The sequence below is a fragment of the Salmonella sp. SAL00672 genome, from assembly GCF_046552175.1.
Classification (GTDB): domain Bacteria; phylum Pseudomonadota; class Gammaproteobacteria; order Enterobacterales; family Enterobacteriaceae; genus Salmonella; species Salmonella enterica.
Genome location: NZ_JBGDUQ010000002.1, coordinates 494,959 through 516,443, shown reverse-complemented (window position 1 = coordinate 516,443; position 21,485 = coordinate 494,959). Strand labels below are relative to the sequence as shown.

At 55.1% G+C, this 21,485-nt stretch carries 25 protein-coding genes and 1 CRISPR repeat array (1 of these 26 running past the window's edge); of the genes, 6 read left to right on the top strand and 19 right to left on the bottom strand.

Features of this window, described 5'->3' with window-relative positions:
* Positions 1–5 precede the first annotated feature (5 nt).
* From ACLJTG_RS08235 to ltnD, 6 genes are read right to left on the bottom strand one after another with little or no spacing between them, the layout of a single operon-like run.
* Positions 6–1,502: a GntP family permease gene (locus tag ACLJTG_RS08235; RefSeq protein ID WP_079951081.1), complete on the bottom strand. Its 1,497-nt coding sequence runs from the start codon at positions 1,500–1,502 to the stop codon at positions 6–8.
* Positions 1,499–2,449, bottom strand: coding sequence for a D-erythronate dehydrogenase (denD, locus tag ACLJTG_RS08230; protein ID WP_001165740.1), 951 nt, complete (start codon positions 2,447–2,449; stop codon positions 1,499–1,501). The genes ACLJTG_RS08235 and denD overlap by 4 nt, the downstream gene beginning before the upstream one ends.
* Positions 2,450–2,488: 39 nt before the next feature.
* Complete coding sequence (locus tag ACLJTG_RS08225; RefSeq protein WP_001619795.1) at positions 2,489–3,265, bottom strand: HPr family phosphocarrier protein; 777 nt, start codon at positions 3,263–3,265, stop codon at positions 2,489–2,491.
* Positions 3,266–3,269: 4 nt separating this feature from the next.
* Entirely contained in the window at positions 3,270–3,908 is a 639-nt protein-coding gene (locus ACLJTG_RS08220; protein ID WP_000153636.1) for an aldolase, read from the bottom strand.
* Positions 3,905–5,167: a 3-oxo-tetronate kinase gene (gene otnK / locus ACLJTG_RS08215; RefSeq protein WP_000912492.1), complete on the bottom strand. Its 1,263-nt coding sequence runs from the start codon at positions 5,165–5,167 to the stop codon at positions 3,905–3,907. The genes ACLJTG_RS08220 and otnK overlap by 4 nt, the downstream gene beginning before the upstream one ends.
* The gene (gene ltnD / locus ACLJTG_RS08210; protein ID WP_000206967.1) at positions 5,161–6,084 is read right to left on the bottom strand and encodes an L-threonate dehydrogenase; all 924 of its coding nucleotides are present in this window, start codon (positions 6,082–6,084) and stop codon (positions 5,161–5,163) included. The genes otnK and ltnD overlap by 7 nt, the downstream gene beginning before the upstream one ends.
* Before the next feature lie 196 nt (positions 6,085–6,280).
* Here ltnD and ygbI point away from each other — a divergent pair, with 196 nt between their 5' ends.
* Entirely contained in the window at positions 6,281–7,045 is a 765-nt protein-coding gene (ygbI, locus tag ACLJTG_RS08205; RefSeq protein WP_000613185.1) for a DNA-binding transcriptional repressor YgbI, read from the top strand.
* A gap of 18 nt (positions 7,046–7,063) precedes the next feature.
* On the opposite strand, the gene ACLJTG_RS08200 is transcribed toward ygbI, so the two are convergent.
* Positions 7,064–7,468, bottom strand: a complete 405-nt coding sequence (locus ACLJTG_RS08200) for a MarR family winged helix-turn-helix transcriptional regulator (RefSeq protein WP_000423342.1) — start codon at positions 7,466–7,468, stop codon at positions 7,064–7,066.
* Positions 7,469–7,638: 170 nt separating this feature from the next.
* On the opposite strand from ACLJTG_RS08200, the gene ACLJTG_RS08195 reads away from it, so the two are divergent.
* Genes ACLJTG_RS08195 through ACLJTG_RS08185 form a run of 3 tightly spaced genes read left to right on the top strand, consistent with a single transcriptional unit; the run spans position 7,639 to position 9,906 of the window.
* Complete coding sequence (locus ACLJTG_RS08195; protein WP_001237180.1) at positions 7,639–8,232, top strand: non-oxidative hydroxyarylic acid decarboxylases subunit B; 594 nt, start codon at positions 7,639–7,641, stop codon at positions 8,230–8,232.
* Entirely contained in the window at positions 8,232–9,659 is a 1,428-nt protein-coding gene (locus ACLJTG_RS08190) for a non-oxidative hydroxyarylic acid decarboxylases subunit C (RefSeq protein WP_198898166.1), read from the top strand. Before ACLJTG_RS08195 ends, ACLJTG_RS08190 begins: the two co-directional genes overlap by 1 nt.
* Before the next feature lie 10 nt (positions 9,660–9,669).
* Complete coding sequence (locus ACLJTG_RS08185; RefSeq protein ID WP_000562964.1) at positions 9,670–9,906, top strand: non-oxidative hydroxyarylic acid decarboxylases subunit D; 237 nt, start codon at positions 9,670–9,672, stop codon at positions 9,904–9,906.
* A gap of 44 nt (positions 9,907–9,950) precedes the next feature.
* Here the strand turns inward: ACLJTG_RS08185 and rpoS are convergent, their stop codons facing one another.
* Positions 9,951–10,943, bottom strand: a complete 993-nt coding sequence (gene rpoS, locus ACLJTG_RS08180) for an RNA polymerase sigma factor RpoS (protein WP_000081498.1) — start codon at positions 10,941–10,943, stop codon at positions 9,951–9,953.
* Positions 10,944–11,005: 62 nt separating this feature from the next.
* A complete protein-coding gene (nlpD, locus tag ACLJTG_RS08175; RefSeq protein ID WP_223151137.1) occupies positions 11,006–12,076 on the bottom strand; it encodes a murein hydrolase activator NlpD in 1,071 nt (356 codons plus the stop codon).
* Between nlpD and ACLJTG_RS08170 the strand changes: the two genes are divergently transcribed.
* On the top strand, positions 12,006–12,164 hold the full coding sequence (locus tag ACLJTG_RS08170) for a peptidase (protein WP_223148970.1): 159 nt from the start codon (positions 12,006–12,008) through the stop codon (positions 12,162–12,164). The genes nlpD and ACLJTG_RS08170 overlap by 71 nt on opposite strands.
* A 138-nt stretch (positions 12,165–12,302) precedes the next feature.
* Here the strand turns inward: ACLJTG_RS08170 and ACLJTG_RS08165 are convergent, their stop codons facing one another.
* The 10 genes from ACLJTG_RS08165 to cysD form a co-directional block, all read right to left on the bottom strand.
* Positions 12,303–12,929 carry a protein-L-isoaspartate(D-aspartate) O-methyltransferase gene (locus tag ACLJTG_RS08165; RefSeq protein ID WP_000253545.1) on the bottom strand — a complete coding sequence of 209 codons (627 nt, stop codon included), beginning with the start codon at positions 12,927–12,929 and terminating at the stop codon, positions 12,303–12,305.
* Positions 12,923–13,684 carry a 5'/3'-nucleotidase SurE gene (gene surE, locus ACLJTG_RS08160; protein ID WP_001221538.1) on the bottom strand — a complete coding sequence of 254 codons (762 nt, stop codon included), beginning with the start codon at positions 13,682–13,684 and terminating at the stop codon, positions 12,923–12,925. The genes ACLJTG_RS08165 and surE overlap by 7 nt, the downstream gene beginning before the upstream one ends.
* Entirely contained in the window at positions 13,665–14,714 is a 1,050-nt protein-coding gene (truD, locus tag ACLJTG_RS08155; RefSeq protein ID WP_000134246.1) for a tRNA pseudouridine(13) synthase TruD, read from the bottom strand. Before truD ends, surE begins: the two co-directional genes overlap by 20 nt.
* A complete protein-coding gene (gene ispF, locus ACLJTG_RS08150) occupies positions 14,711–15,190 on the bottom strand; it encodes a 2-C-methyl-D-erythritol 2,4-cyclodiphosphate synthase (protein WP_001219244.1) in 480 nt (159 codons plus the stop codon). Before ispF ends, truD begins: the two co-directional genes overlap by 4 nt.
* Positions 15,190–15,900 (bottom strand): 2-C-methyl-D-erythritol 4-phosphate cytidylyltransferase, encoded by a 711-nt coding sequence (ispD, locus tag ACLJTG_RS08145; protein ID WP_000741641.1) that lies wholly within the window; start codon positions 15,898–15,900, stop codon positions 15,190–15,192. The genes ispF and ispD overlap by 1 nt, the downstream gene beginning before the upstream one ends.
* A gap of 18 nt (positions 15,901–15,918) precedes the next feature.
* The gene (ftsB, locus tag ACLJTG_RS08140) at positions 15,919–16,230 is read right to left on the bottom strand and encodes a cell division protein FtsB (RefSeq protein WP_000517480.1); all 312 of its coding nucleotides are present in this window, start codon (positions 16,228–16,230) and stop codon (positions 15,919–15,921) included.
* A gap of 190 nt (positions 16,231–16,420) precedes the next feature.
* A complete protein-coding gene (locus tag ACLJTG_RS08135) occupies positions 16,421–16,744 on the bottom strand; it encodes a DUF3561 family protein (protein WP_170914559.1) in 324 nt (107 codons plus the stop codon).
* Between the two features lie 50 nt (positions 16,745–16,794).
* Positions 16,795–17,400, bottom strand: a complete 606-nt coding sequence (gene cysC, locus ACLJTG_RS08130; protein ID WP_001173663.1) for an adenylyl-sulfate kinase — start codon at positions 17,398–17,400, stop codon at positions 16,795–16,797.
* Positions 17,387–18,826: a sulfate adenylyltransferase subunit CysN gene (gene cysN / locus ACLJTG_RS08125; RefSeq protein WP_001092256.1), complete on the bottom strand. Its 1,440-nt coding sequence runs from the start codon at positions 18,824–18,826 to the stop codon at positions 17,387–17,389. Before cysN ends, cysC begins: the two co-directional genes overlap by 14 nt.
* A gap of 9 nt (positions 18,827–18,835) precedes the next feature.
* Positions 18,836–19,744: a sulfate adenylyltransferase subunit CysD gene (gene cysD / locus ACLJTG_RS08120; RefSeq protein ID WP_000372384.1), complete on the bottom strand. Its 909-nt coding sequence runs from the start codon at positions 19,742–19,744 to the stop codon at positions 18,836–18,838.
* Between the two features lie 250 nt (positions 19,745–19,994).
* Here cysD and ACLJTG_RS08115 point away from each other — a divergent pair, with 250 nt between their 5' ends.
* Positions 19,995–21,041, top strand: a complete 1,047-nt coding sequence (locus ACLJTG_RS08115; RefSeq protein ID WP_000490481.1) for an aminopeptidase — start codon at positions 19,995–19,997, stop codon at positions 21,039–21,041.
* A gap of 14 nt (positions 21,042–21,055) precedes the next feature.
* Positions 21,056–21,485: a CRISPR direct-repeat array (repeat unit 29 nt; unit sequence CGGTTTATCCCCGCTGGCGCGGGGAACAC); it runs 516 nt beyond the window's last position.

Genomic DNA, 21,485 nt, shown 5'->3' with positions numbered 1-21,485 from the left:
CCGTCTTAATCCTTAACTACCAGCTTGTCTTTGATCCCCTGCGCCTGCCAACGCACCCACAGCATAATTGCCGCCAGAATGACGATCGGCAGTAACGGATCGAGCCAACTGCCGCCGGAACCGAACAGCAGGTTAATCAGCGCCACGCCGGTGCCGCCAATCGCCCAGGCAATGGTCGTCGGTACAGACCAAACCACCATCTGCTGTTTGACATCAGAGACGCCCATCATGCGGTTAACCACCCAGAACAGGCTATCGTTGAAGTAGCCGAAGAACAGCGACCCCATCGTTGCGGCCTGAGCGGCAAGCAACATATTGATGCCGGGGATCTGCGCCAGGATCGGCGCGGAAATCGAGGCGGCAGTGATCATCGCCACCGTCCCCGATCCCTGAATCAGGCGTACCAACGTCGCCACGATAAACGGGATCAGGATCGGCGAGATCGGCAGGTTGGCAACCTGCTCCGCCAGCTGTTGCCCCGCGCCGCTGTCGCGCAGGATCGCGCCCAACGCGCCGCCAGCGCCCGTGACCAGTAAGATAATCCCGGCGCTTTGCAAGCCCTCTTCCAGACGCTCTGCGGTGGTATGTTTATCCATGCGCGGCACCAGCGTATATACCGCCAGCAGAACGCTGATGGCCAACGCGATCACCGGGCTTCCCACAAAGTTGATTGCCTGTACCACCGGATGCGTCGCCAGGCCGGACCATCCTTCTACAGTGGCGAGGGTGGAACAGATAGCCTTCAGGAAGATCAGCACGATCGGCACCACAATAGGCAGCAGAGAGAGCGTCAGGCTCGGCAGATCCTTTTGCTCTTTCTCTTTATTGTACTGCTCCAGCGCGGCATTGACTTCATCGGCGTTCAGCGTACGCGGCACGAAATCAGGGTAGCGTTTATCCAGCCACTGCGCATAGAACACAATGCCGATCACACAGGGCACCGCCAGCGCCATCCCGGTCAATAACATTGCGCCGATGTCGACGTTAAAAATCCCGGCTACCCCCAGCGGACCGGGCGTCGGAGGTACCGTATGGTGAGTGACCACCAGCCCGCCCGCCAGCGCGACGCCCAGCGTCAGTAGCGAACGCTTACCGCTTTTCGCCAGCGCTTTCGCCACCGGATAAAGAATGACAAAAGCGGAATCGACGAAAATGGGGATGCTGACAATATAACCCGTGATCGCCAGCGCCCACTCTTCACGGCGTTTCCCCAGCCATTTGATAAAGCTCCAGGCGATACGCTCCGCCGCGCCGGAAACCTCCAGCAAGCGCCCCATCATTACGCCGAGACCAATCACCAGGCCAATGCTGCCCAGCGTCGTACCGAATCCGCTGGTGATGACAGAGAGCGTTTTATCAATGCCCATTCCCCCCAACAGACCGGCGATACAGGCCGCCGCCAGCATCGCGATCAGCGCATGAACACGGGTGCGTAACACCAGCCATACCAGCACGAAAACGGCAACGATCAGGCCGATAATTGGGGTCGGTAAACTTGTCATGACCTCCCCTCCATATCATCTTGTCGAAAGCGTTCGATAATGTCATCGAAGCGTTTATCGGCGACAAAACCTAACGCCAGCGCACGCTGGTTATCGATACGTCCCGGCCAGGAGGCGACAATTTTCTCGACGCCTTCGTCGCGCTGATGCGTAACCCGATCGCGCGCCGCCTGGCCGCCCGCCTGACACAACGTTTCCAGCATCTCGCCCACGGTTACGCTGATCCCGGGTAAGTTGATGCTGCTCGCCTCGCCAGGCGCGGGTAACGTTGCGGCCAGCGACAGGTTATGGATCACCGTCGCCGGGCTGGAAATCCACAGCCGCAAACTTTCCGACACCGGGCAGACGGTCGTCTCGCCCTGCAACGGTTCACGAATAATCGCGCTGACAAAAGAAGAAGCGGCGCGGTTTGGTTTACCCGGGCGAACACAGATCGTCGGCAAACGCAGCGCCAGCCCATCCACATAGCCTTTGCGGGTATAATCGTTGACCAACAATTCACAGGCGGCCTTCTGCGCGCCATAAGACGAGCGCGGCGTGAGCGCGGTGGTATCGGTGACGCATTCCGGCAGCGTACCGCCATAAACGGCAAGCGAGCTGGAGAAGACAAAACGAATTTTCTGCGGTTGTCGACGACACGCCTCAAGTAACTGGCGGGTAAGATCCAGGTTAACTTTCCATCCCAGATCGAAATCGTCTTCCGCATGACTGCTGACAATCGCAGCGAGATGATAAACAACGGAGGTATTAGCGGTAATCACACTCTCCAACACGCCCGGCTGGGTTAAGTCAGCTTCCAGGCAGCGTAAACGAGGGGAATCTGATAACCGTGCAGGCATTTTTAAATCAACAAGAAGCAGTTCGTTAAACGCCAGCGATGAGTTTAATAAGGCGCTTGCGAGTTTCTGGCCTAAAAAGCCGCCCCCGCCGGTAATGATAATCTGCATCCGGATGTCCTCTTTATTGTTGTGTAGGGTAGTTCAGGGTTAGCGCCAGGCGTTAAACCAGCCAAGCCCGTCCTGAGTGGTATTCCGTGGTTGGTATTCGCAGCCTATCCAGCCGCGATAACCTACGTCATCGAACAGCCGGAACAGCCACGGGTAGTTGATCTCGCCATCATCCGGTTCATGTCTGTCCGGTAGCGAGGCGATTTGTACATGGGCATAGCGGCCCGCGTACTCGCGAATCAGGTGACTCAAATTGCCATCCACTTTTTGCGCGTGGAAAGTGTCGAGCTGGATGAACACATTCGGGCGGTCAACCTCTTCTGCAATGCCCAGCGCCTGATATTGGCTGGAAAAGAGGTAGCCGGGTTTAACGCCGGGACTCAGCGCTTCGATCAAAATACGTTTATCGTGGGCGGCAAACCGGTCGGCGGCATAACGCAAATTATCGATAAACGTGGCGCGATAACGTGCGCCATCAGCGCCATCCTGCACTACGCCCGCCATGATGTGAACCTGCTCGCATTCCAGCGCCAGAGCGTATTCCAGAGCCAGTTCAATATCGGCGCGCGCGTCGCGTTCGCGCCCCGGTAGCGCGGCACGTCCCCACTCGCCCGCCGCGGTATCGCCCGCCGAAGTATTAAACAGCGCCAGCGTCAGATCATGACGCGATAGCTGGGCTTTAATCTCGCTGGCGGCAAAGCCGTAGGGGAACAGAAACTCAACGGCCTGAAAACCGGCTTCGGCAGCGGCGGCAAAACGCTCGATAAACGGCACTTCGGTAAACATCATCGACAAATTGGCGGCAAAACGCGGCATCGGGTTATCTCCTTAACTGCGCAATTTCTTCGGTGGTTAAATAACGAATCGGGCGTTCGCCAAGGATGAAAATCAGCTTTGCCGTCTCTTCCAGCTCCTCGGTATTATTAGCGGCTTCCTGCAAATTCTCCCCGCACACGACCGGCCCATGATTAGCCAGTAAAAAGGCCTGATGCCGGGCCGCCAGCGCGGCCAAATCGCGGGCAATTCGGTCATCTCCCGGGCGATAGTAGGGAACCAGCGGAATGTCCCCCATCCGCATCACCACATAGGGGGTAAACGGGCGAATCACATTTTGCGGGTCCAGTCCTTCGAGACAGGAAAGCGCCGTTGACCAGGTGCTGTGCAGATGAACCACGGCCTTGCAGCAAGGGTTATTGCGATACAACGCCAGATGAAAACGCACCTCTTTAGACGGTTTATCGCCGCTGAGCCATTCGCCTTGCGGGTCCACTTTGGATAGCCGCTGCGGGTCGAGATTACCCAGACACGAACCGGTGGGCGTCGCCAGAATATTGCCGTCCGGCAGTAACAGCGAGAGGTTGCCTGCCGAGCCGGTGGCATAGCCGCGCTGGAAAAACGAGGCGGCTATCCTGACCATCTCTTCTCGCAAAGCGTGCTCTTCTTTTGCCAGTATCGTCATACCTGAAACTCCCTTTGAGCGCGGATGAAAAAGGATTCATCGCCAAAATTGCCTGACTTTAGCGCCAGCGAGACCGGCGCATGGAGCGCGTTGACCCACGGCACGCCGGGTGAAATGCACGGTCCAATGTGAAAACCGGTAATACCGAGGCTTTGCGTCACCACGCCCGAGGTTTCGCCGCCCGCCACGATAAACCGGGTGATACCGCCTTCCGCTAAGCGAGCGGCCAGCAGGGAAAAGAGCGCCTCTACCGCATGGCTGGCTTCGGTAGCGCCATATTGCTGCTGGATGGCGGCCAGCGCCTGCGTGGAGGCGGTGGCGCTAATCATTGGCGCCAGTTCGCTGTCCTGACTGAGCACCCACTGCGCCAGCGCTTCAGCGTAGGCCTCGCGCGTCTCGGATGACAGGCAGCGCGCCACATCAACGTCGCGTGTGGGAGCATGTTGTCGATAGAAAGCCACCTGCTGATTCGTCATTTGCGAACAGGAACCGGAAAGCACCACCGCGCGACCGCTCAGCGGATAGCCTGCGGAACGGGCCTGAGAAACGCCGTGCTTCGCCCACTGACGCGCCAGCCCCATTGCCAGCCCGGAACCGCCGGTCACCAGCGGGACATCACGCAAAACCTCGCCCTGAATTTCCAGGTGTCGCTCATTGAGCGCGTCAAGTACCGCGTAGCGATATCCTTCCTGCTGTAAACGCGACAGCGCCGCACGGGTCGCGGCAACGCCTTCATCAAGCGTCTGAGCCGGAATAACGCCGCAGCGCCCTTGCGCCTGCGCTTCCATCAGACGCGGCAGGTAGCTGTCGGTCATCGGATTGATAGGGTGGTGGCGCATACCGGACTCCGCCAGCAAGTGGTTCATGACAAACAGATAGCCCTGATAAACCGTGCGTCCGTTAACCGGCAGCGCGGGAGAAATCACGGTAAATGAGGTATCCAGCGCCACCATCAGCGCGTCGGTGACCGGGCCGATATTGCCTTCGGCGGTACTATCGAAAGTCGAGCAATATTTGAAATAGACTTGCTGGCAGCCCTGTTTTTTTAGCCATACCAGCGCCGCCAGCGATTGTTTTATCGCCTCTTGCGCCGGGCATGAGCGGGTTTTCAGGCTGATAACCACCGCGTCGCATCCTTCCGGTTGCGTCCCGGTTGGAACATCATTGATCTGCACTGTCGGCATCCCGTTTTCGACCAGAAAACTGGCGATGTCAGTCGCGCCGGTAAAATCATCGGCAATGACGCCAATTTTTAACATGACGGCTCCTCAGGCGTGACGCCAGGCAGAGTAATCCCTGAGAAAATTTTGATCACAGCGCTGTCATCCTCTTTGCCATAACCGGCGTTACTGGCGCTGGTGAACATATTTAACGCCGTAGAGGCCAGCGGTAAGGGGAAGCGCAGCGCTTTCGCCGTGTCGGCAACCAGCCCCAAATCTTTGACAAAAATGTCGACGGCCGAACGCGGGGTATAGTCGCCGTCAACGACATGCTGCATACGGTTTTCAAACATCCAGGAGTTGCCGGCGGCATGGGTCACAACGTCATACATCACGTCCAGAGGAATACCGGCCCGCGCGGCCAGCGCCATCGCTTCGGCCGCCGCCGCAATATGCACGCCAGCCAGCAGTTGATGAATGATTTTGACGGTTGAGCCTGCGCCCGGCGTATCGCTGATGCGATAAACGTTGCTGGCAACGGCGTCCAGCACAGGCTTCAGGCGGGTAAACGCCGCCTCGCTCCCGGAGGCCATCACCGTCATTTCGCCCTGCGCCGCTTTTACCGCGCCGCCGGAAACCGGCGCATCCAGCATGTTAAGATTCAATGCCGTCAACGCCGCGGCGATCTCTTGCGCGTCGGCGCTTGAGATCGTGGACGAAACCATCACCGCGCTTCCGGGTTTCATCAGATGGGCGACGCCATCCTCACCGAATAACACCTGTCTGACCTGGGCGGCATTGACGACCAGAATGACTAACGCATCCACGACGCCGGCGAACTCCCTGGCGCTGGCGGCAGCCCCACAAGCCCCTTCAGCGAGAAGATTCGCGCACGATTGCGGGTTAAGATCGGCCCCCCATGTGGAAAGCCCGGCGCGCAGGCATGAACGCGCAGCGCCCATTCCCATTGAGCCAAGCCCCACAATGCCGACATGAAAATCGGTTCCTGTTGTCATTATCACTCCATGTTAATTTACGTGATATTATGTTTTGTTATGTGAATATAGGCGTTTTTGTAAACAATTGCGGTGAGTTGTTTCACAAAAAATAACAAAATGTGTTATTTTTTGTGAAGGCAATCCTCATAGAACTTCACACGCTGTGACGAGAAATCGCGTAAAATCGCGACAGGACTAAAGAAAGGAGCAGACGTTGATACCTACTGAGCGTCGACAAATCATTCTTGATATGGTGGCGGAGAAAGGCATCGTCAGTATCGCTGAACTGACCGAGCGCATGCATGTATCCCACATGACTATCCGCCGTGATTTACAAAAACTGGAGCAGCAAGGCGCGGTAATCCAGGTCTCTGGCGGCGTGCAATCATCGACTCGCGTGGCGCACGAACCCTCGCATCAGATCAAAACCGAACTGGCGACGCCGCAGAAAGCGGCGATTGGCAAACTGGCCGCCAGCCTGGTACAGCCAGAAAGCTGTATCTACCTTGATGCAGGTACGACCACGCTGGCGATTGCCAGGCAGCTGGTTACGATGAATAAACTTACGGTGGTGACGAATGATTTCGTTATCGCCGATTACCTGATGGACAATAGCAATTGCACAATTATTCACACTGGCGGGGCGGTATGCCGGGAAAACCGGTCGTGCGTCGGTGAAGCCGCGGCGACGCTTTTGCGCGGGCTGATGATTGACCAGGCCTTTATTTCCGCCTCTTCCTGGAGCGTGCGCGGTATTTCAACGCCGGCAGAAGATAAAGTCACGGTGAAACGGGCCGTCGCCAGCGCCAGCCGCCAAAAAATTCTGGTGTGCGACGCGACCAAATACGGCCAGGTCGCTACATGGCTGGCGTTACCGCTGGCGGAATTCAACCAAATCGTCACCGATGACGGCCTGCCGGAAAGCGCAATTCGGGCGCTGGCCAAAGTGGATATCTCACTGCTGATGGCCAAACAATAGCGAAGCGGCGCAAGCCGCTTACGTCATCATCTTGCGAACCAGTTGCGTAAACTGTTCGCGTTCTTCAGTGCTCAGTCGCCCCAAAAACTCATCGTCAACGCGATCCCCCAGTGGTATCGCGGCGGCGAGCAACGTTTGGCCCTGAACGGTGAGATAGACAAAACGCCGACGTTTATCCAGCGGATCGTTTTCTCGCTTTACCAGCCCACGATTTTCCATCCGGCTTAACATCTCCGCCAGCGTCGCTTTAGTGCTGACCGCCGCTTCGGTCAGATCGACCTGTTCAATACCCGGATGTTCAGCAATAACGCGCATCACCGCATATTGAGGTTTGGTGAGCTCCGGTAGTTCATGCTGCCAGCGTGCGGTATGTTGCTGAAAAAGTTGGCGTAACAGATGAAACGCGGTGTTTCGTAACTCCATGAGCGCTCCGGATAAATTAACTTTTTCTATCATAACGACTTATGCGCGGTTTTTTAATGACGAATGCTTTAGCTAAACGTGCGCAGGCGTCGGGAGCGATCTTGTCGCAAAGGCCGTGTGGGCGTATTTTGATCAAAATGTTCGTATACGAACGATATTTGAGGTAAGAAATGAGATTGATTGTGGGGATGACCGGTGCGACCGGCGCGCCGCTTGGCGTCGAGTTACTCCAGGCATTGCGGGCGATACCTGATGTTGAAACGCATCTGGTAATGTCAAAGTGGGCGAAAACCACTATTGAACTGGAGACGCCCTACACGCCCGCTGAGGTAGCCGCCCTGGCAGATTATTGTCATAGCCCGGCCGATCAGGCGGCGACCATTTCCTCCGGCTCATTTCGTACCGACGGCATGATTATTATCCCCTGCAGTATGAAAACACTGGCGGGGGTTCGCGCCGGCTATGCCGAGGGGCTGGTAGGACGCGCTGCCGATGTCGTGTTGAAAGAGGGTCGCAAGCTGGTGCTTGTGCCGCGGGAAATGCCGCTCAGCACGATTCATCTGGAAAACATGCTTGCGCTTTCTCGTATGGGGGTGGCGATAGTGCCGCCCATGCCCGCGTTCTACAACCTGCCGCAAACCGTTGACGATATTATCCAGCATATCGTAGCGCGCGTTCTCGACCAGTTTGGTCTGGAGCATACGCGCGCGCGTCGCTGGCAAGGACTGCGACAGGCAGCAAATTTTTCACAGGAGAATGGATAATGGCATTTGATGATTTGCGCAGTTTTTTACATGCGCTGGATCAGCAGGGACAACTGCTGAAAATCAGCGAGGAAGTGAATGCGGAGCCGGATCTCGCAGCCGCTGCCAACGCAACGGGACGAATCGGCGATGGCGCGCCCGCGCTGTGGTTTGACAATATTCGTGGTTTTACCGACGCCCGCGTGGCGATGAATACCATCGGTTCCTGGCAGAACCATGCCATCTCACTGGGTTTGCCGCCTAACACGCCGGTTAAAAAACAGATCGATGAATTTATTCGCCGCTGGGACAATTTTCCGGTAGCGCCGGAACGGCGGGCGAATCCGGGCTGGGCGGAAAATACCGTCGACGGCGACGCAATCAACCTGTTTGATATCCTGCCGCTGTTTCGTCTGAACGACGGCGACGGCGGATTCTATCTGGATAAAGCCTGTGTGGTATCACGCGATCCGCTCGATCCCGATAACTTCGGCAAGCAGAATGTCGGCATCTACCGCATGGAAGTTAAAGGCAAGCGTAAGCTGGGTCTGCAACCAGTGCCGATGCATGATATCGCATTGCACCTGCACAAAGCTGAAGAGCGCGGGGAAGATCTGCCGATTGCGATCACGTTGGGTAACGATCCGATCATTACCCTGATGGGCGCAACGCCGCTGAAATACGATCAGTCAGAGTATGAAATGGCAGGCGCGCTGCGTGAAAGCCCCTATCCTATCGCCACCGCGCCGTTTACCGGTTTTGATGTACCGTGGGGATCTGAAGTCATTCTTGAAGGGGTCATCGAAAGCCGTAAACGTGAAATTGAAGGACCGTTCGGCGAATTTACCGACCACTATTCCGGCGGTCGCAACATGACCGTGGTGCGTATCGATAAGGTCTCTTACCGCAGCAAACCCATTTTTGAATCGCTCTATTTAGGTATGCCGTGGACAGAAATCGACTACCTGATGGGGCCGGCGACCTGCGTGCCACTGTATCAACAGCTGAAAGCCGAATTTCCGGAAGTGCAGGCGGTAAACGCCATGTACACCCACGGCTTGCTGGCCATCATCTCGACCAAAAAACGCTACGGCGGCTTTGCCCGTGCGGTGGGCCTGCGAGCGATGACGACGCCGCACGGTCTGGGATATGTGAAGATGGTGATCATGGTCGATGAAGATGTCGATCCATTCAATCTGCCACAGGTGATGTGGGCGTTGTCGTCGAAAGTGAATCCGGCAGGCGATCTGGTACAGCTACCGAATATGTCCGTCCTGGAACTGGACCCGGGCTCAAGCCCGGCGGGGATTACCGACAAGCTGATCATTGACGCCACCACGCCGGTTGCGCCAGATAACCGTGGTCACTATAGCCAGCCGGTTGTTGATTTACCGGAAACTAAAGCCTGGGCTGAAAAGCTGACCGCCATGCTGGCCAACCGTAAATAAGGAGTAACCGATGATTTGTCCACGCTGTGCCGATGCACATATTGAACTCATGGCGACTTCGCCGGTAAAAGGAGTCTGGACGGTATATCAGTGTCAGCATTGTCTGTATACCTGGCGCGATACCGAACCGTTACGCCGTACCAGCCGCGAACACTATCCACAAGCGTTTCGCATGACGCAAAAAGATATTGATGACGCGCCAATGGTGCCGAGTATCCCGCCGCTGCTGGCAGAAGACAAACGGTAAAAAAAAGGCCAGTCGACAGACTGGCCTTTTTTTGACAAGGGTACTTACTCGCGGAACAGCGCTTCGATATTCAGCCCCTGCGTCTGCAGAATTTCGCGCAGACGGCGCAGGCCTTCAACCTGAATCTGACGAACACGTTCACGCGTAAGACCGATTTCACGGCCTACATCTTCCAGTGTCGCAGCTTCATATCCCAGCAGACCGAAACGGCGCGCCAGCACTTCACGCTGTTTGGCGTTCAGTTCGAACAACCATTTGACGATGCTCTGTTTCATATCGTCATCTTGCGTGGTGTCTTCCGGACCGTTCTCTTTTTCATCGGCCAGGATGTCCAGCAACGCTTTTTCGGAATCACCGCCCAGCGGGGTGTCTACCGAGGTAATGCGCTCGTTGAGACGAAGCATACGGCTGACGTCATCAACCGGTTTATCCAGTTGCTCTGCAATTTCTTCCGCACTCGGTTCGTGGTCCAGTTTATGCGACAACTCACGTGCGGTGCGCAGGTATACGTTCAGCTCTTTAACAATGTGAATCGGCAAGCGAATCGTACGGGTTTGGTTCATAATCGCCCGTTCGATTGTCTGGCGAATCCACCAGGTTGCGTATGTTGAGAAGCGGAACCCGCGTTCCGGGTCAAACTTCTCGACTGCACGGATAAGCCCCAGGTTGCCCTCTTCAATCAGGTCCAGCAACGCCAGTCCACGATTGCCATAACGGCGGGCAATTTTTACCACCAGACGCAGGTTACTCTCAATCATGCGACGGCGAGAAGCGACATCTCCACGCAGTGCGCGACGCGCAAAATAGACTTCTTCTTCGGCTGTTAACAGTGGTGAATACCCAATCTCACCAAGGTAAAGCTGAGTCGCGTCCAACACACGCTGTGTGGCCCCTTGCGATAACAGCTCTTCTTCAGCCAGGTCGTTATCACTGGGTTCCTCTTCACTCAAGGCTTTTTCGTCAAAAGCCTCTACTCCGTTCTCATCAAATTCCGCGTCTTCATTTAAATCATGAACTTTCAGCGTATTCTGACTCATAAGGTGGCTCCTACCCGTGATCCCTTGACGGAACTAGCAAGTCAAAGCCTGGTTCCGCCGCTTTATCGCTGCGGTAAATAACGCAGCGGGTTTACGGATTTCCCCTTGTAACGAATTTCAAAATGCAAGCGTGTAGAGCTGGTGCCGGTGCTACCCATAGTAGCGATTTTTTGCCCCGCCTTAACTTCCTGTTGTTCCCGGACCAGCATCGTATCATTATGGGCGTAGGCACTCAGGTAATCATCGTTATGTTTGATGATAATAAGATTACCGTAACCACGCAGTGCGTTACCGGCATATACGACGCGCCCATCAGCGGTTGCGACGATAGCCTGTCCCTTACTGCCTGCAATGTCGATCCCTTTATTGCCCCCTTCGGAAGCGCCAAAGTTTTCGATCACTTTGCCATCCGTCGGCCAGCGCCATGCGGAAATCGGCGCGCTGGTTGACGTACTGCTTGCATTTGGTTCGGTCGTGCTTACCGTTGGTGCCGTTACAGGCGCTGTGACAACCGTCCCAGCAGGCTTGTTGTTTGGCAACATTTTGTTAGCACTTTGTTCACCTGAGCCCTCAGAATACGTAATTGTTGGTTGAGACGCAACTGCAACGGTGGAATTTTGTGCAGACCTGGTCACAACTCCTTGCTGTGCTGCATCCGCCTGGGTGATCGCATTTCCGCCAGTAATTGGCGTACCGGATGCGTTACCAACTTGCAAAGTTTGCCCTACATTCAGGCTATACGGGGCAGAAATACTGTTTCTCTGGGCCAGATCGCGGAAATCGTTCCCGGTAATCCAGGCGATGTAAAAAAGCGTATCACCCTTTTTCACGGTGTAAGTACTGCCGCCCGTATAGCTACCTTTCGGAATATTCCCATACTGGCGATTGTATACGATTCGCCCATTTTCCATCTGCACGGGTTGTTCCGTGACCGGTTGAGTTTGCATGGGCTGCGTTACAGGACGCTGAACGGGTTGAATTTGCGGCGCTTGTTGCGGCGTCGCGCCCATTTTTGGCGGCGGTGTGATCAACATCCCGGAATTGGTATTTGATGACGAACCACTGTCCACAGACGTGACCGGCGCCGGAGGGTTTGACGAACTGGTACAACCTGCCAGCCATAGTGAAACCAGTGATAGTGCCGCAATGCGACTAACGGTGAATTTTGGGCTTCCCGCGCTCATTTATCCCCCAGGAAAAAATTTGGTTAACAACCAGTGACGTAAGAACCGTGCAACGCATTAAGTGAACACGGGAAAATGTGTTCACGATACGCTTAACCCACCGGGAATAACCAGGAAAACTCCAGGTATTCGTTTCGGCTTCATCAGGCGTAAGAGTGGGTGTTTGCAGGGCAAACTAGGCCAGCTCTCCCTTGACTAACGGGACGAAGCGAACGGCCTCCACGGTATCGATAATAAATTCGCCGCCCCGGCGACGCACGCGTTTCAAAAACTGCTGCTCATCGCCCACGGGCAGAACAAGAATGCCGCCTTCATCCAACTGTGCCATGAGCGCGGTAGGAATTTCCGGCGGCGCGGCCGTCACAATGATAGCGTCAAACGGCGCACGCGCCTGCCAGCCTTGCCAGCCATCGCCATGACGGGTAGAAACATTATGTAAATCGAGCTGCTTCAGACGGCGGCGCGCCTGCCATTGCAGCCCCTTAATCCGCTCAACGGAGCAAACGTGATGCACCAGATGCGCCAGAATCGCCGTCTGATAGCCGGAACCGGTGCCAATTTCCAGCACCCTGGATTGCGGCGTCAGTTCGAGCAGTTCCGTCATTCGCGCCACCATATAGGGCTGCGAAATCGTCTGACCCTGGCCTATCGGCAAAGCGATATTTTCCCAGGCCTTATGTTCAAACGCTTCATCAATAAATTTCTCGCGCGGCACTGCGGCAAGCGCATTAAGCACCTGCTCATCTCTGATGCCCTGCGCGCGCAATTGTTCAAGAAGAGCCTGTACACGTCCACTTACCATTGCGTGCCAACTCCCACGCTGTCTAACCAGTCTGAAACCACATCATGCGCGCTGTGCGCGGTTAAATCCACATGCAACGGCGTGACGGAGACGTAGCCTTCATCCACCGCCGCGAAATCGGTATCCGGCCCGGCATCGTATTTATCGCCCGGCGGGCCAATCCAGTACAATGTATTACCGCGCGGATCTTCCTGCGGGATCACTTTATCCGCTGGATGGCGACTACCGCAGCGAGTCACGCGGATGCCTTTAACCTGCGCTAACGGTAGATCCGGGACATTCACGTTGAGAATACGCCCGGTACGCAACGGCTCCCGGCTTAACCCTCGCAAAAGCGCGCAAGTCACGGCCGCCGCCGTATCATAATGCTGATAGCCGTTAAGGGAGACCGCTAATGCCGGAAAGCCGAGATGACGACCTTCCATCGCCGCGGCGACAGTACCGGAATAGATCACATCATCGCCCAGATTCGGACCCGCGTTAATACCGGAAACGACAATATCCGGACGCGGACGCATTAAGGCATTAACGCCCAGATAGACGCAATCGGTCGGCGTCCCCATCTGTACAGCGATATCGCCATTATCAAAGGTAAAAGTACGAAGCGAAGATTCCAGCGTGAGGGAATTAGACGCGCCGCTGCGGTTACGATCCGGGGCTACGACCTGTACATCAGCAAACTCACGCAGCGCTTTCGCCAGCGTTTGTATACCGGGCGCGTGAACCCCGTCATCGTTACTCAGCAATATGCGCATAATCACCCATTGTGTTGATCAGTTCCCTTACTACGCTGGTGGCAAAACTGCCTGCGGGCAGCCAGAAACGTAACTCGACGGTAACGTCATCCCACCAGTTCCAGCTTAATTGTTGCGGATAAAGCAGCATCGCTCTGCGCGACGCCTCTACTTTTTCGCGCAGCAACAGCGATTGCAACACCGTTTCCTGGGCAATGGCATCTTGCTCAAACGCCAGCGCCGCACGCTGTGTTCCCCACTCTCCGCTGCCCGGCAACGACGCTGTAATCATCAGCTCTTTTTCGTCTACCCGGCGCTGCAATTCAGGCAGTTCTTCAGATGTCGCGACGAACCAGCTTCCACGCCCCGCTAATTGTAGCGCATCGCCGTCAACAACTTGATTAAAGTCTGGTTTCTTCAGCCGCTGGTGAACAATTTGATTAAACAACGCGCTACGCGCCGCCGACAACCAAAAACTGCGTTTATTGCGATCGCGCACCGGCGCGTTACTTTGCGCCCAGCGCAGCGCGCCCTGCAAGTTGCTGCCGCCAATGCCGAATCGTTGTGCACCAAAATAGTTCGGCACGCCGCCATCGCGAATCGCCTGCAATCGTGTTTCGACATCGCGGCGATCGCTTATTTCACGCAATACCAGCGTAAAGGCATTGCCTTTCAGCGCGCCTAAACGCAGCTTACGCTTGTGACGCGCGTATTCCAGCACTTTACAACCTTCCAGCTGAAAGGCGCTGAAATCGGGCATCTCTTTCCCCGGCACGCGCGCGCACAGCCACTGCTCGGTAACGGCGTGTTTATCTTTTTGCCCGGCAAAGCTCACTTCGCGAGCGTGAATTTTCAGGAATTTCGCCAGCGCGTCAGCGACAAAACGGGTATTGCAACCGTTTTTCAAAATACGCAGCAGAATGTGCTCGCCTTCACCATCCGGCGTAAAGCCTAAATCTTCAACCACCACAAAATCTTCCGGATTCGCTTTCAGCAATCCGCTACCTTGTGGTTTTCCGTGCAGCCAGGTGAGATTGTCAAACTCTGTCATTTCGCCGCCTTCATCAGCAACGCGACCGCTTCGCAGGCAATGCCTTCTCCGCGTCCGGTAAATCCGAGCTTTTCCGTCGTCGTCGCCTTCACGTTAACGTCATCCATATGGCAACCGAGATCTTCGGCGATAAAGACGCGCATTTGCGGAATATGCGGCAGCATTTTCGGCGCCTGCGCAATAATGGTGACATCCACGTTGCCGAGGGTGTACCCCTTCGCCTGAATACGACGCCAGGCTTCACGCAGTAGTTCGCGGCTATCCGCTCCCTTAAATGCCGGATCGGTATCCGGGAAGAGCTTGCCGATATCGCCAAGCGCCGCCGCGCCCAGCAGCGCATCGGTCAGCGCATGTAACGCCACATCGCCATCGGAATGCGCCAATAGCCCTTTTTCATAAGGGATACGCACGCCGCCAATAATAATCGGCCCTTCTCCGCCAAACGCGTGTACGTCAAAACCGTGTCCAATTCGCATTATGCTTTCTCCTGGTGGATGGTTCGGGTCAGATAAAATTCCGCCAGCGCCAGATCTTCCGGACGGGTGACCTTGATGTTATCCGCGCGACCTTCTACCAGCGCCGGATGAAAACCACAATACTCCAGCGCTGACGCCTCGTCGGTGATGGTCGCGCCTTCATTCAGCGCACGCGTCAGACAATCGTGCAAGAGTTCGCGGGGGAAAAACTGCGGGGTGAGCGCGTGCCATAAATCGGCGCGCTCTACGGTATGGGCAATCGCGTTTTTCCCCGGTTCGCCGCGTTTCATGGTGTCGCGCACCGGACTGGCGAGAATACCGCCGACCCGGCTGTTTTCGCTGATGGCCAGTAACCGCGCAAGGTCATCCTGATGCAAACAGGGTCTTGCCGCGTCGTGCACCAGCACCCACTGCGCCTCTGCAACGGCCTGTAACCCGGCCAAAACGGAATCAGCGCGTTCGTTGCCGCCATCCACAACGGTGATTTGCGGATGATCCGCCAGCGGAAGTTGGGCAAAGCGATGATCGCCAGGGCTGATAGCAATAACAACGCGTGTCACCCGAGGATGCGCCAGCAGCGCATGAACTGAGTGCTCCAGAATGGTTTTATTACCGATTGAGAGATACTGCTTAGGACATTCTGTTTGCATTCGGCGGCCAAATCCGGCCGCCGGCACCACGGCGCAAACGTCCAATAAAGTGGCTGCCATGTTAAATCCCTGGATGGTTTATCGATGAGTTTGCCCCGCCGTTGCCGCGCGTTTTGAGGCGTCAGGCACCAGACGATAGAAGGTTTCGCCCGGTTTGGTCATGCTAAGTTCGTTGCGCGCGCGCTCCTCAATCGCTTCCTGGCCGCCATTGAGATCGTCAATTTCGGCAAAAAGCTGATCGTTACGCGCTTTAAGTTTGGCGTTTGTCGCCTGCTGCGCGACCACATCATCGTTGACGCGGCTATAGTCATGTATGCCGTTCTTACCGAACCACAGCGAGTACTGTAGCCAGACCAGTAAAGCCAGCAACAGCAGCGTTAGTTTACCCATCCTGCCCCCTGAAAAACGGCATCATCATCCCATAACGTCCTCTGTGACTCCACATTCAGGACGGGATTGCCGCGACAACGCCGGCAAATGTACCACATTTGCCGGATGTTACGTATACCCGAGTAAGGAGAACATAATCTCATTGTTGGTTACGGTTTGAATTATGACCGGAGGCGCAGTGATAACCCGTCTACCCTAATAGCCATATGAATAACGCGCCGAACAGCGCGCCTACGGCCAGTAGAGTAAACATGATGCTAAAAAGTATTTTGCCCTTTACCAACAGATGCAACGCAATGCCGATAATCACCGATACCGGCATTAACGCGAGGAAAAAGGGCCAGGTATAGAGGAAAAAAAACAGCGGGTTAGGGCCATAAAGCAGAAAAGGGATCCCCAACGCCAGCAGCCATGACACAAAGCCGACCACCGCCCCCGGAAATGCACTGGTGGCGTCATCGTCGACCATGAAGGCGTCTGACCTTGTGAAAGTAATGTTATGGCTATTACGCATATTAAATCCTGTAACCTTGACCATACCAGGCATACAAGCCCGGTGGTGTCTCAGGATCTGATAATATCGCGCCGTCTCAGCAGGTCTAATAATTGGGAAACCAAATTTGTTACTAATTGTTCACCATTAAGATGAACCTGGGGCGAGTCAGGCGCTTCGTAAATGGCGTCGATGCCGGTAAAGTTACGCAACTCGCCCGCGCGCGCTTTTTTATACAACCCTTTAGGATCGCGCTGTTCACAGATAGCCAGCGGCGTATTGACATAAATCTCGATAAAACGATCGTGGCCGACGCGCTCTTTTACCAGTTGCCGCTCGGCGCGGTGCGGAGAAATAAATGCCGTCAAAACAATCAGGCCGGCGTCCGCCATCAGACTGGCCACTTCGCCTACCCGCCGAATATTTTCCTGGCGATCGGCATCGCTAAAACCTAAATCACGGCACAAACCGTGGCGCACATTATCGCCATCCAACAGGTAGGTACTGACGCCACGCTGATGTAACGCCTCTTCCAGCGCGCCGGCCACCGTTGACTTTCCCGAACCGGAGAGTCCGGTAAACCACAGCACCACGCCACGGTGGCCGTGGAGCTGTTCACGGGCGGCGACAGTAACGGGATGAGAGTGCCAGACCACGTTCTCATCATGCAGCGCCATGTTTATCTCCCAGCAAATCTCGGGCGTCCCAGTGCGGAAAATGACGGCGTACCAGCGCATTCAGCTCCAGCTCAAACGCACTGTATTCCACGGGCGGCGTCGCTCCGCGTTCATCCAGTTCCCGCACCATGCCAGCGCCCACGGTAACGTTAGAAAGTCGGTCGATAAAAATCAGTCCGCCCGTCACCGGATTTTGCTGATAAATATCCAGCGCGAGCGGCTCATCGAATGTCATCTCCACCAGACCAATACCGTTTAACGGCAGGCTCTCGACGTCTCGTTGGGTCAGATTGTTGATATCAATCTGATAGCGAATAGCCTCGATACGCGCGCGGGTTTTCTTACCCGCAAGTTTAACATCGTAGCTTTGGCCCGGCGCCAGCGGCTGTTCCGCCATCCATACCACGTCGATCGCAGCGTGCCGCGCAGGTGCCAGCGTCTCGTTTGCCGCCAGCAGCAGATCGCCGCGGCTAATATCAATGTCGTCGTTGAGTACCAGGGTAATGGCTTCGCCCGCACAGGCTTCTTCTTTGTCGCCATCAAAAGTGACGATACGCGCCACGCTGGATTCCACGCCGGACGGCAGCACTTTAATGCGCTCTCCGACTTTGACGCTACCAGACGCCAGAGTGCCGGCATACCCCCGAAAATCAAGATTCGGGCGATTGACGTATTGTACCGGAAAGCGCATCGGCTGACGGTCTACCGCACGCTGTATGTCTACCGTTTCCAGGACTTCCAGCAGCGTCGGACCGCTGTACCAGCGCATATTCGCGCTCTGCGCGGCGACATTATCCCCTTCCAGCGCCGAAAGCGGGACAAAGCGAATGTCCAGATCGCCCGGCAACTGTTCAGCAAAGGTCAGGTAATCTTCACGAATACGGGCGAAGGTCTCTTCGCGGTAGTCAACGAGATCCATTTTGTTGATTGCCACCACCAGGTGTTTGATCCCCAACAGAGTGGAGATAAAGCTATGGCGACGCGTCTGATCCAGCACGCCTTTACGCGCGTCGATCAGTAGGATCGCCAGATCGCAGGTGGACGCCCCGGTCGCCATATTCCGGGTATATTGTTCATGGCCCGGCGTGTCGGCGATAATAAATTTTCGTTTTTCCGTGGAGAAATAGCGGTACGCGACGTCAATAGTAATGCCCTGCTCACGCTCGGCCTGTAGCCCATCTACCAGCAGCGCCAGATCGAGTTTTTCTCCCTGCGTGCCATGACGTTTACTGTCATTATGCAGAGAAGAGAGCTGATCTTCATAAATTTGCAGAGTATCGTGCAGCAAACGACCTATCAGCGTACTTTTACCGTCATCAACGCTGCCACAGGTTAAAAAACGCAGCAGGCTTTTGTGCTGTTGGGCAATCATCCAGGCTTCGACGCCGCCTTCATTGGCGATTTGTTGTGCAAGTATGGTGTTCATGGCGGCTCCTTAGAAATACCCCTGACGTTTTTTAAGCTCCATCGACCCCGCCTGATCGCGGTCAATCATCCTCCCCTGGCGCTCGCTGGTGGTAGAAACCAGCATCTCTTCGATAATTTCCGGCAGCGTTTGCGCGTGGGATTCCACCGCCCCGGTGAGCGGCCAACAGCCAAGTGTACGGAAGCGCACCATCCTTTTTTTGATGACTTCGCCAGGCTGGAGATCGATACGATCGTCATCCACCATCATCAACATGCCGTCACGTTCCAGAACCGGGCGTTCAGCAGCCAAATACAGCGGCACGATGTCGATGTTTTCCAGCCAGATGTATTGCCAGATATCCTGCTCTGTCCAGTTGGAGAGCGGGAAGACGCGTATACTTTCGCCTTTATTAATCTGACCGTTATAGTTACGCCACAACTCTGGCCGCTGATTTTTCGGGTCCCAGCGATGGAAACGGTCACGAAAGGAGTAAATACGTTCTTTCGCGCGGGATTTTTCCTCATCGCGCCGCGCGCCGCCGAACGCGGCATCAAAACCGTACTTATTCAGCGCCTGCTTTAACCCTTCGGTTTTCATAATGTCAGTGTGTTTAGCACTACCGTGAACGAACGGATTGATGCCCATCGCCACGCCTTCCGGATTTTTATGTACCAGCAACTCGCAGCCATATGCGTTGGCGGTACGATCGCGAAAGGCGTACATCTCACGGAATTTCCAACCGGTATCAACGTGCAATAGCGGGAACGGCAACGTACCCGGATAAAACGCCTTACGCGCCAGATGCAGCATGACGCTGGAGTCTTTACCAATGGAGTACAGCATGACCGGGTTAGCGAATTCCGCTGCCACTTCACGGATAATGTGGATACTTTCCGCCTCCAGTTGCCGCAGGTGGGTGAGTCGTTTTTGATCCATAACCGTTCCTTTGCAATACCGTTTTTTGCTAAACATTTCGATTACACGACTATAGGGAGCGCAGGAGAGTGAATGAAATGACGAATTGGAATGAGTAGTTCCTCAAAGGAATAACGCGGCCCAAAAACCAATATCAAAAAATGCTTAACGTACCGGATTGCCAGCATTTAGGAGCAAATGAAATTGTATTAACACGATCGCGGTTTCATACTAGCCACGTAAAATTTTGTTCTGTATTTAAGGACTCATTATGTTTTCCGCAACGCGCCGCTTTGCCGTCATTCTGGCGCTCGGCGTAGGCTTTATCCTTCCTGCACAAGCAGCATCACCAGGGCCTGGTGAAATAGCGAATACTCAGGCACGACATATCGCCACCTTTTTTCCCGGGAGAATGACGGGCTCCCCCGCCGAGATGTTGTCTGCCGATTATTTACGCCAACAATTTACCCAGATGGGATACCAAAGCGATATTCGAACGTTTAATAGCCGATTTATTTATACCACGAAGGATAATCGCAAAAACTGGCATAACGTGACGGGCAGTACGGTCATCGCCGCCCATGAAGGGCGCGTGCCGCAACAGATCATCATTATGGCGCATCTGGATACGTACGCTCCGCAGAGCGACGCTGATGTCGATGCCAATCTGGGCGGTTTAACGTTACAGGGAATGGATGATAATGCCGCGGGATTAGGCGTTATGCTGGAACTGGCGGCGCGTCTGAAAGATATACCGACCCATTACGGGATTCGTTTTATCGCCACCAGCGGGGAAGAAGAGGGAAAGCTAGGCGCGGAAAATTTACTCAAACGAATGAGTGACGCTGAGAAGAAAAATACGCTGCTGGTCATTAATCTCGATAACCTGATTGTTGGCGACAAGCTCTATTTTAATAGCGGGAAAAATACGCCGGAAGCGGTGCGTACACTGACCCGCGATCGGGCATTAGCGATTGCGCGCCGTTATGGTATCGCCGCCAACACCAATCCGGGACGCAATCCATCCTACCCCAAAGGAACGGGTTGCTGTAATGATGCGGAGGTTTTCGATAAAGCAGGAATATCGGTGCTTTCTGTTGAGGCGACGAACTGGAATCTGGGTAAAAAAGACGGATACCAGCAACGCGTGAAAAATGCATCCTTCCCGAACGGCAATAGCTGGCACGACGTACGGCTTGATAATCAACAGCATATTGACAAGGCGCTGCCAGGGCGGATTGAGCGCCGTAGCCGCGATGTAGTGCGGATAATGCTGCCGTTGGTAAAAGAGCTGGCGAAGGCGGAAAAAACGTCCTGATATGCTGTTGAAACGTGTTTATCCCCGCTGGCGCGGGGAACACGCAGGATGACCGGCGGCTGGTTCTCCTGCGTTCGGTTTATCCCCGCTGGCGCGGGGAACACTCTCTTGTCCCGCAGAATTCATCTGGCGTCTCCGGTTTATCCCCGCTGGCGCGGGGAACACGATGAGCAACACGCCCGCACTGGCGTAACTTACGGTTTATCCCCGCTGGCGCGGGGAACACATATCCAGCCTGCGATAGAGATAGTTTTCCGGCGGTTTATCCCCGCTGGCGCGGGGAACACTTTTCAGCTCGCCGCAGAATATCAGTGAGGCGCGGTTTATCCCCGCTGGCGCGGGGAACACGATAAGAACGTGACCGTCAACGCAATCTAATGCCGGTTTATCCCCGCTGGCGCGGGGAACACAAAGAAAGCGTTTGGGGTGATCTGACGCACGGCC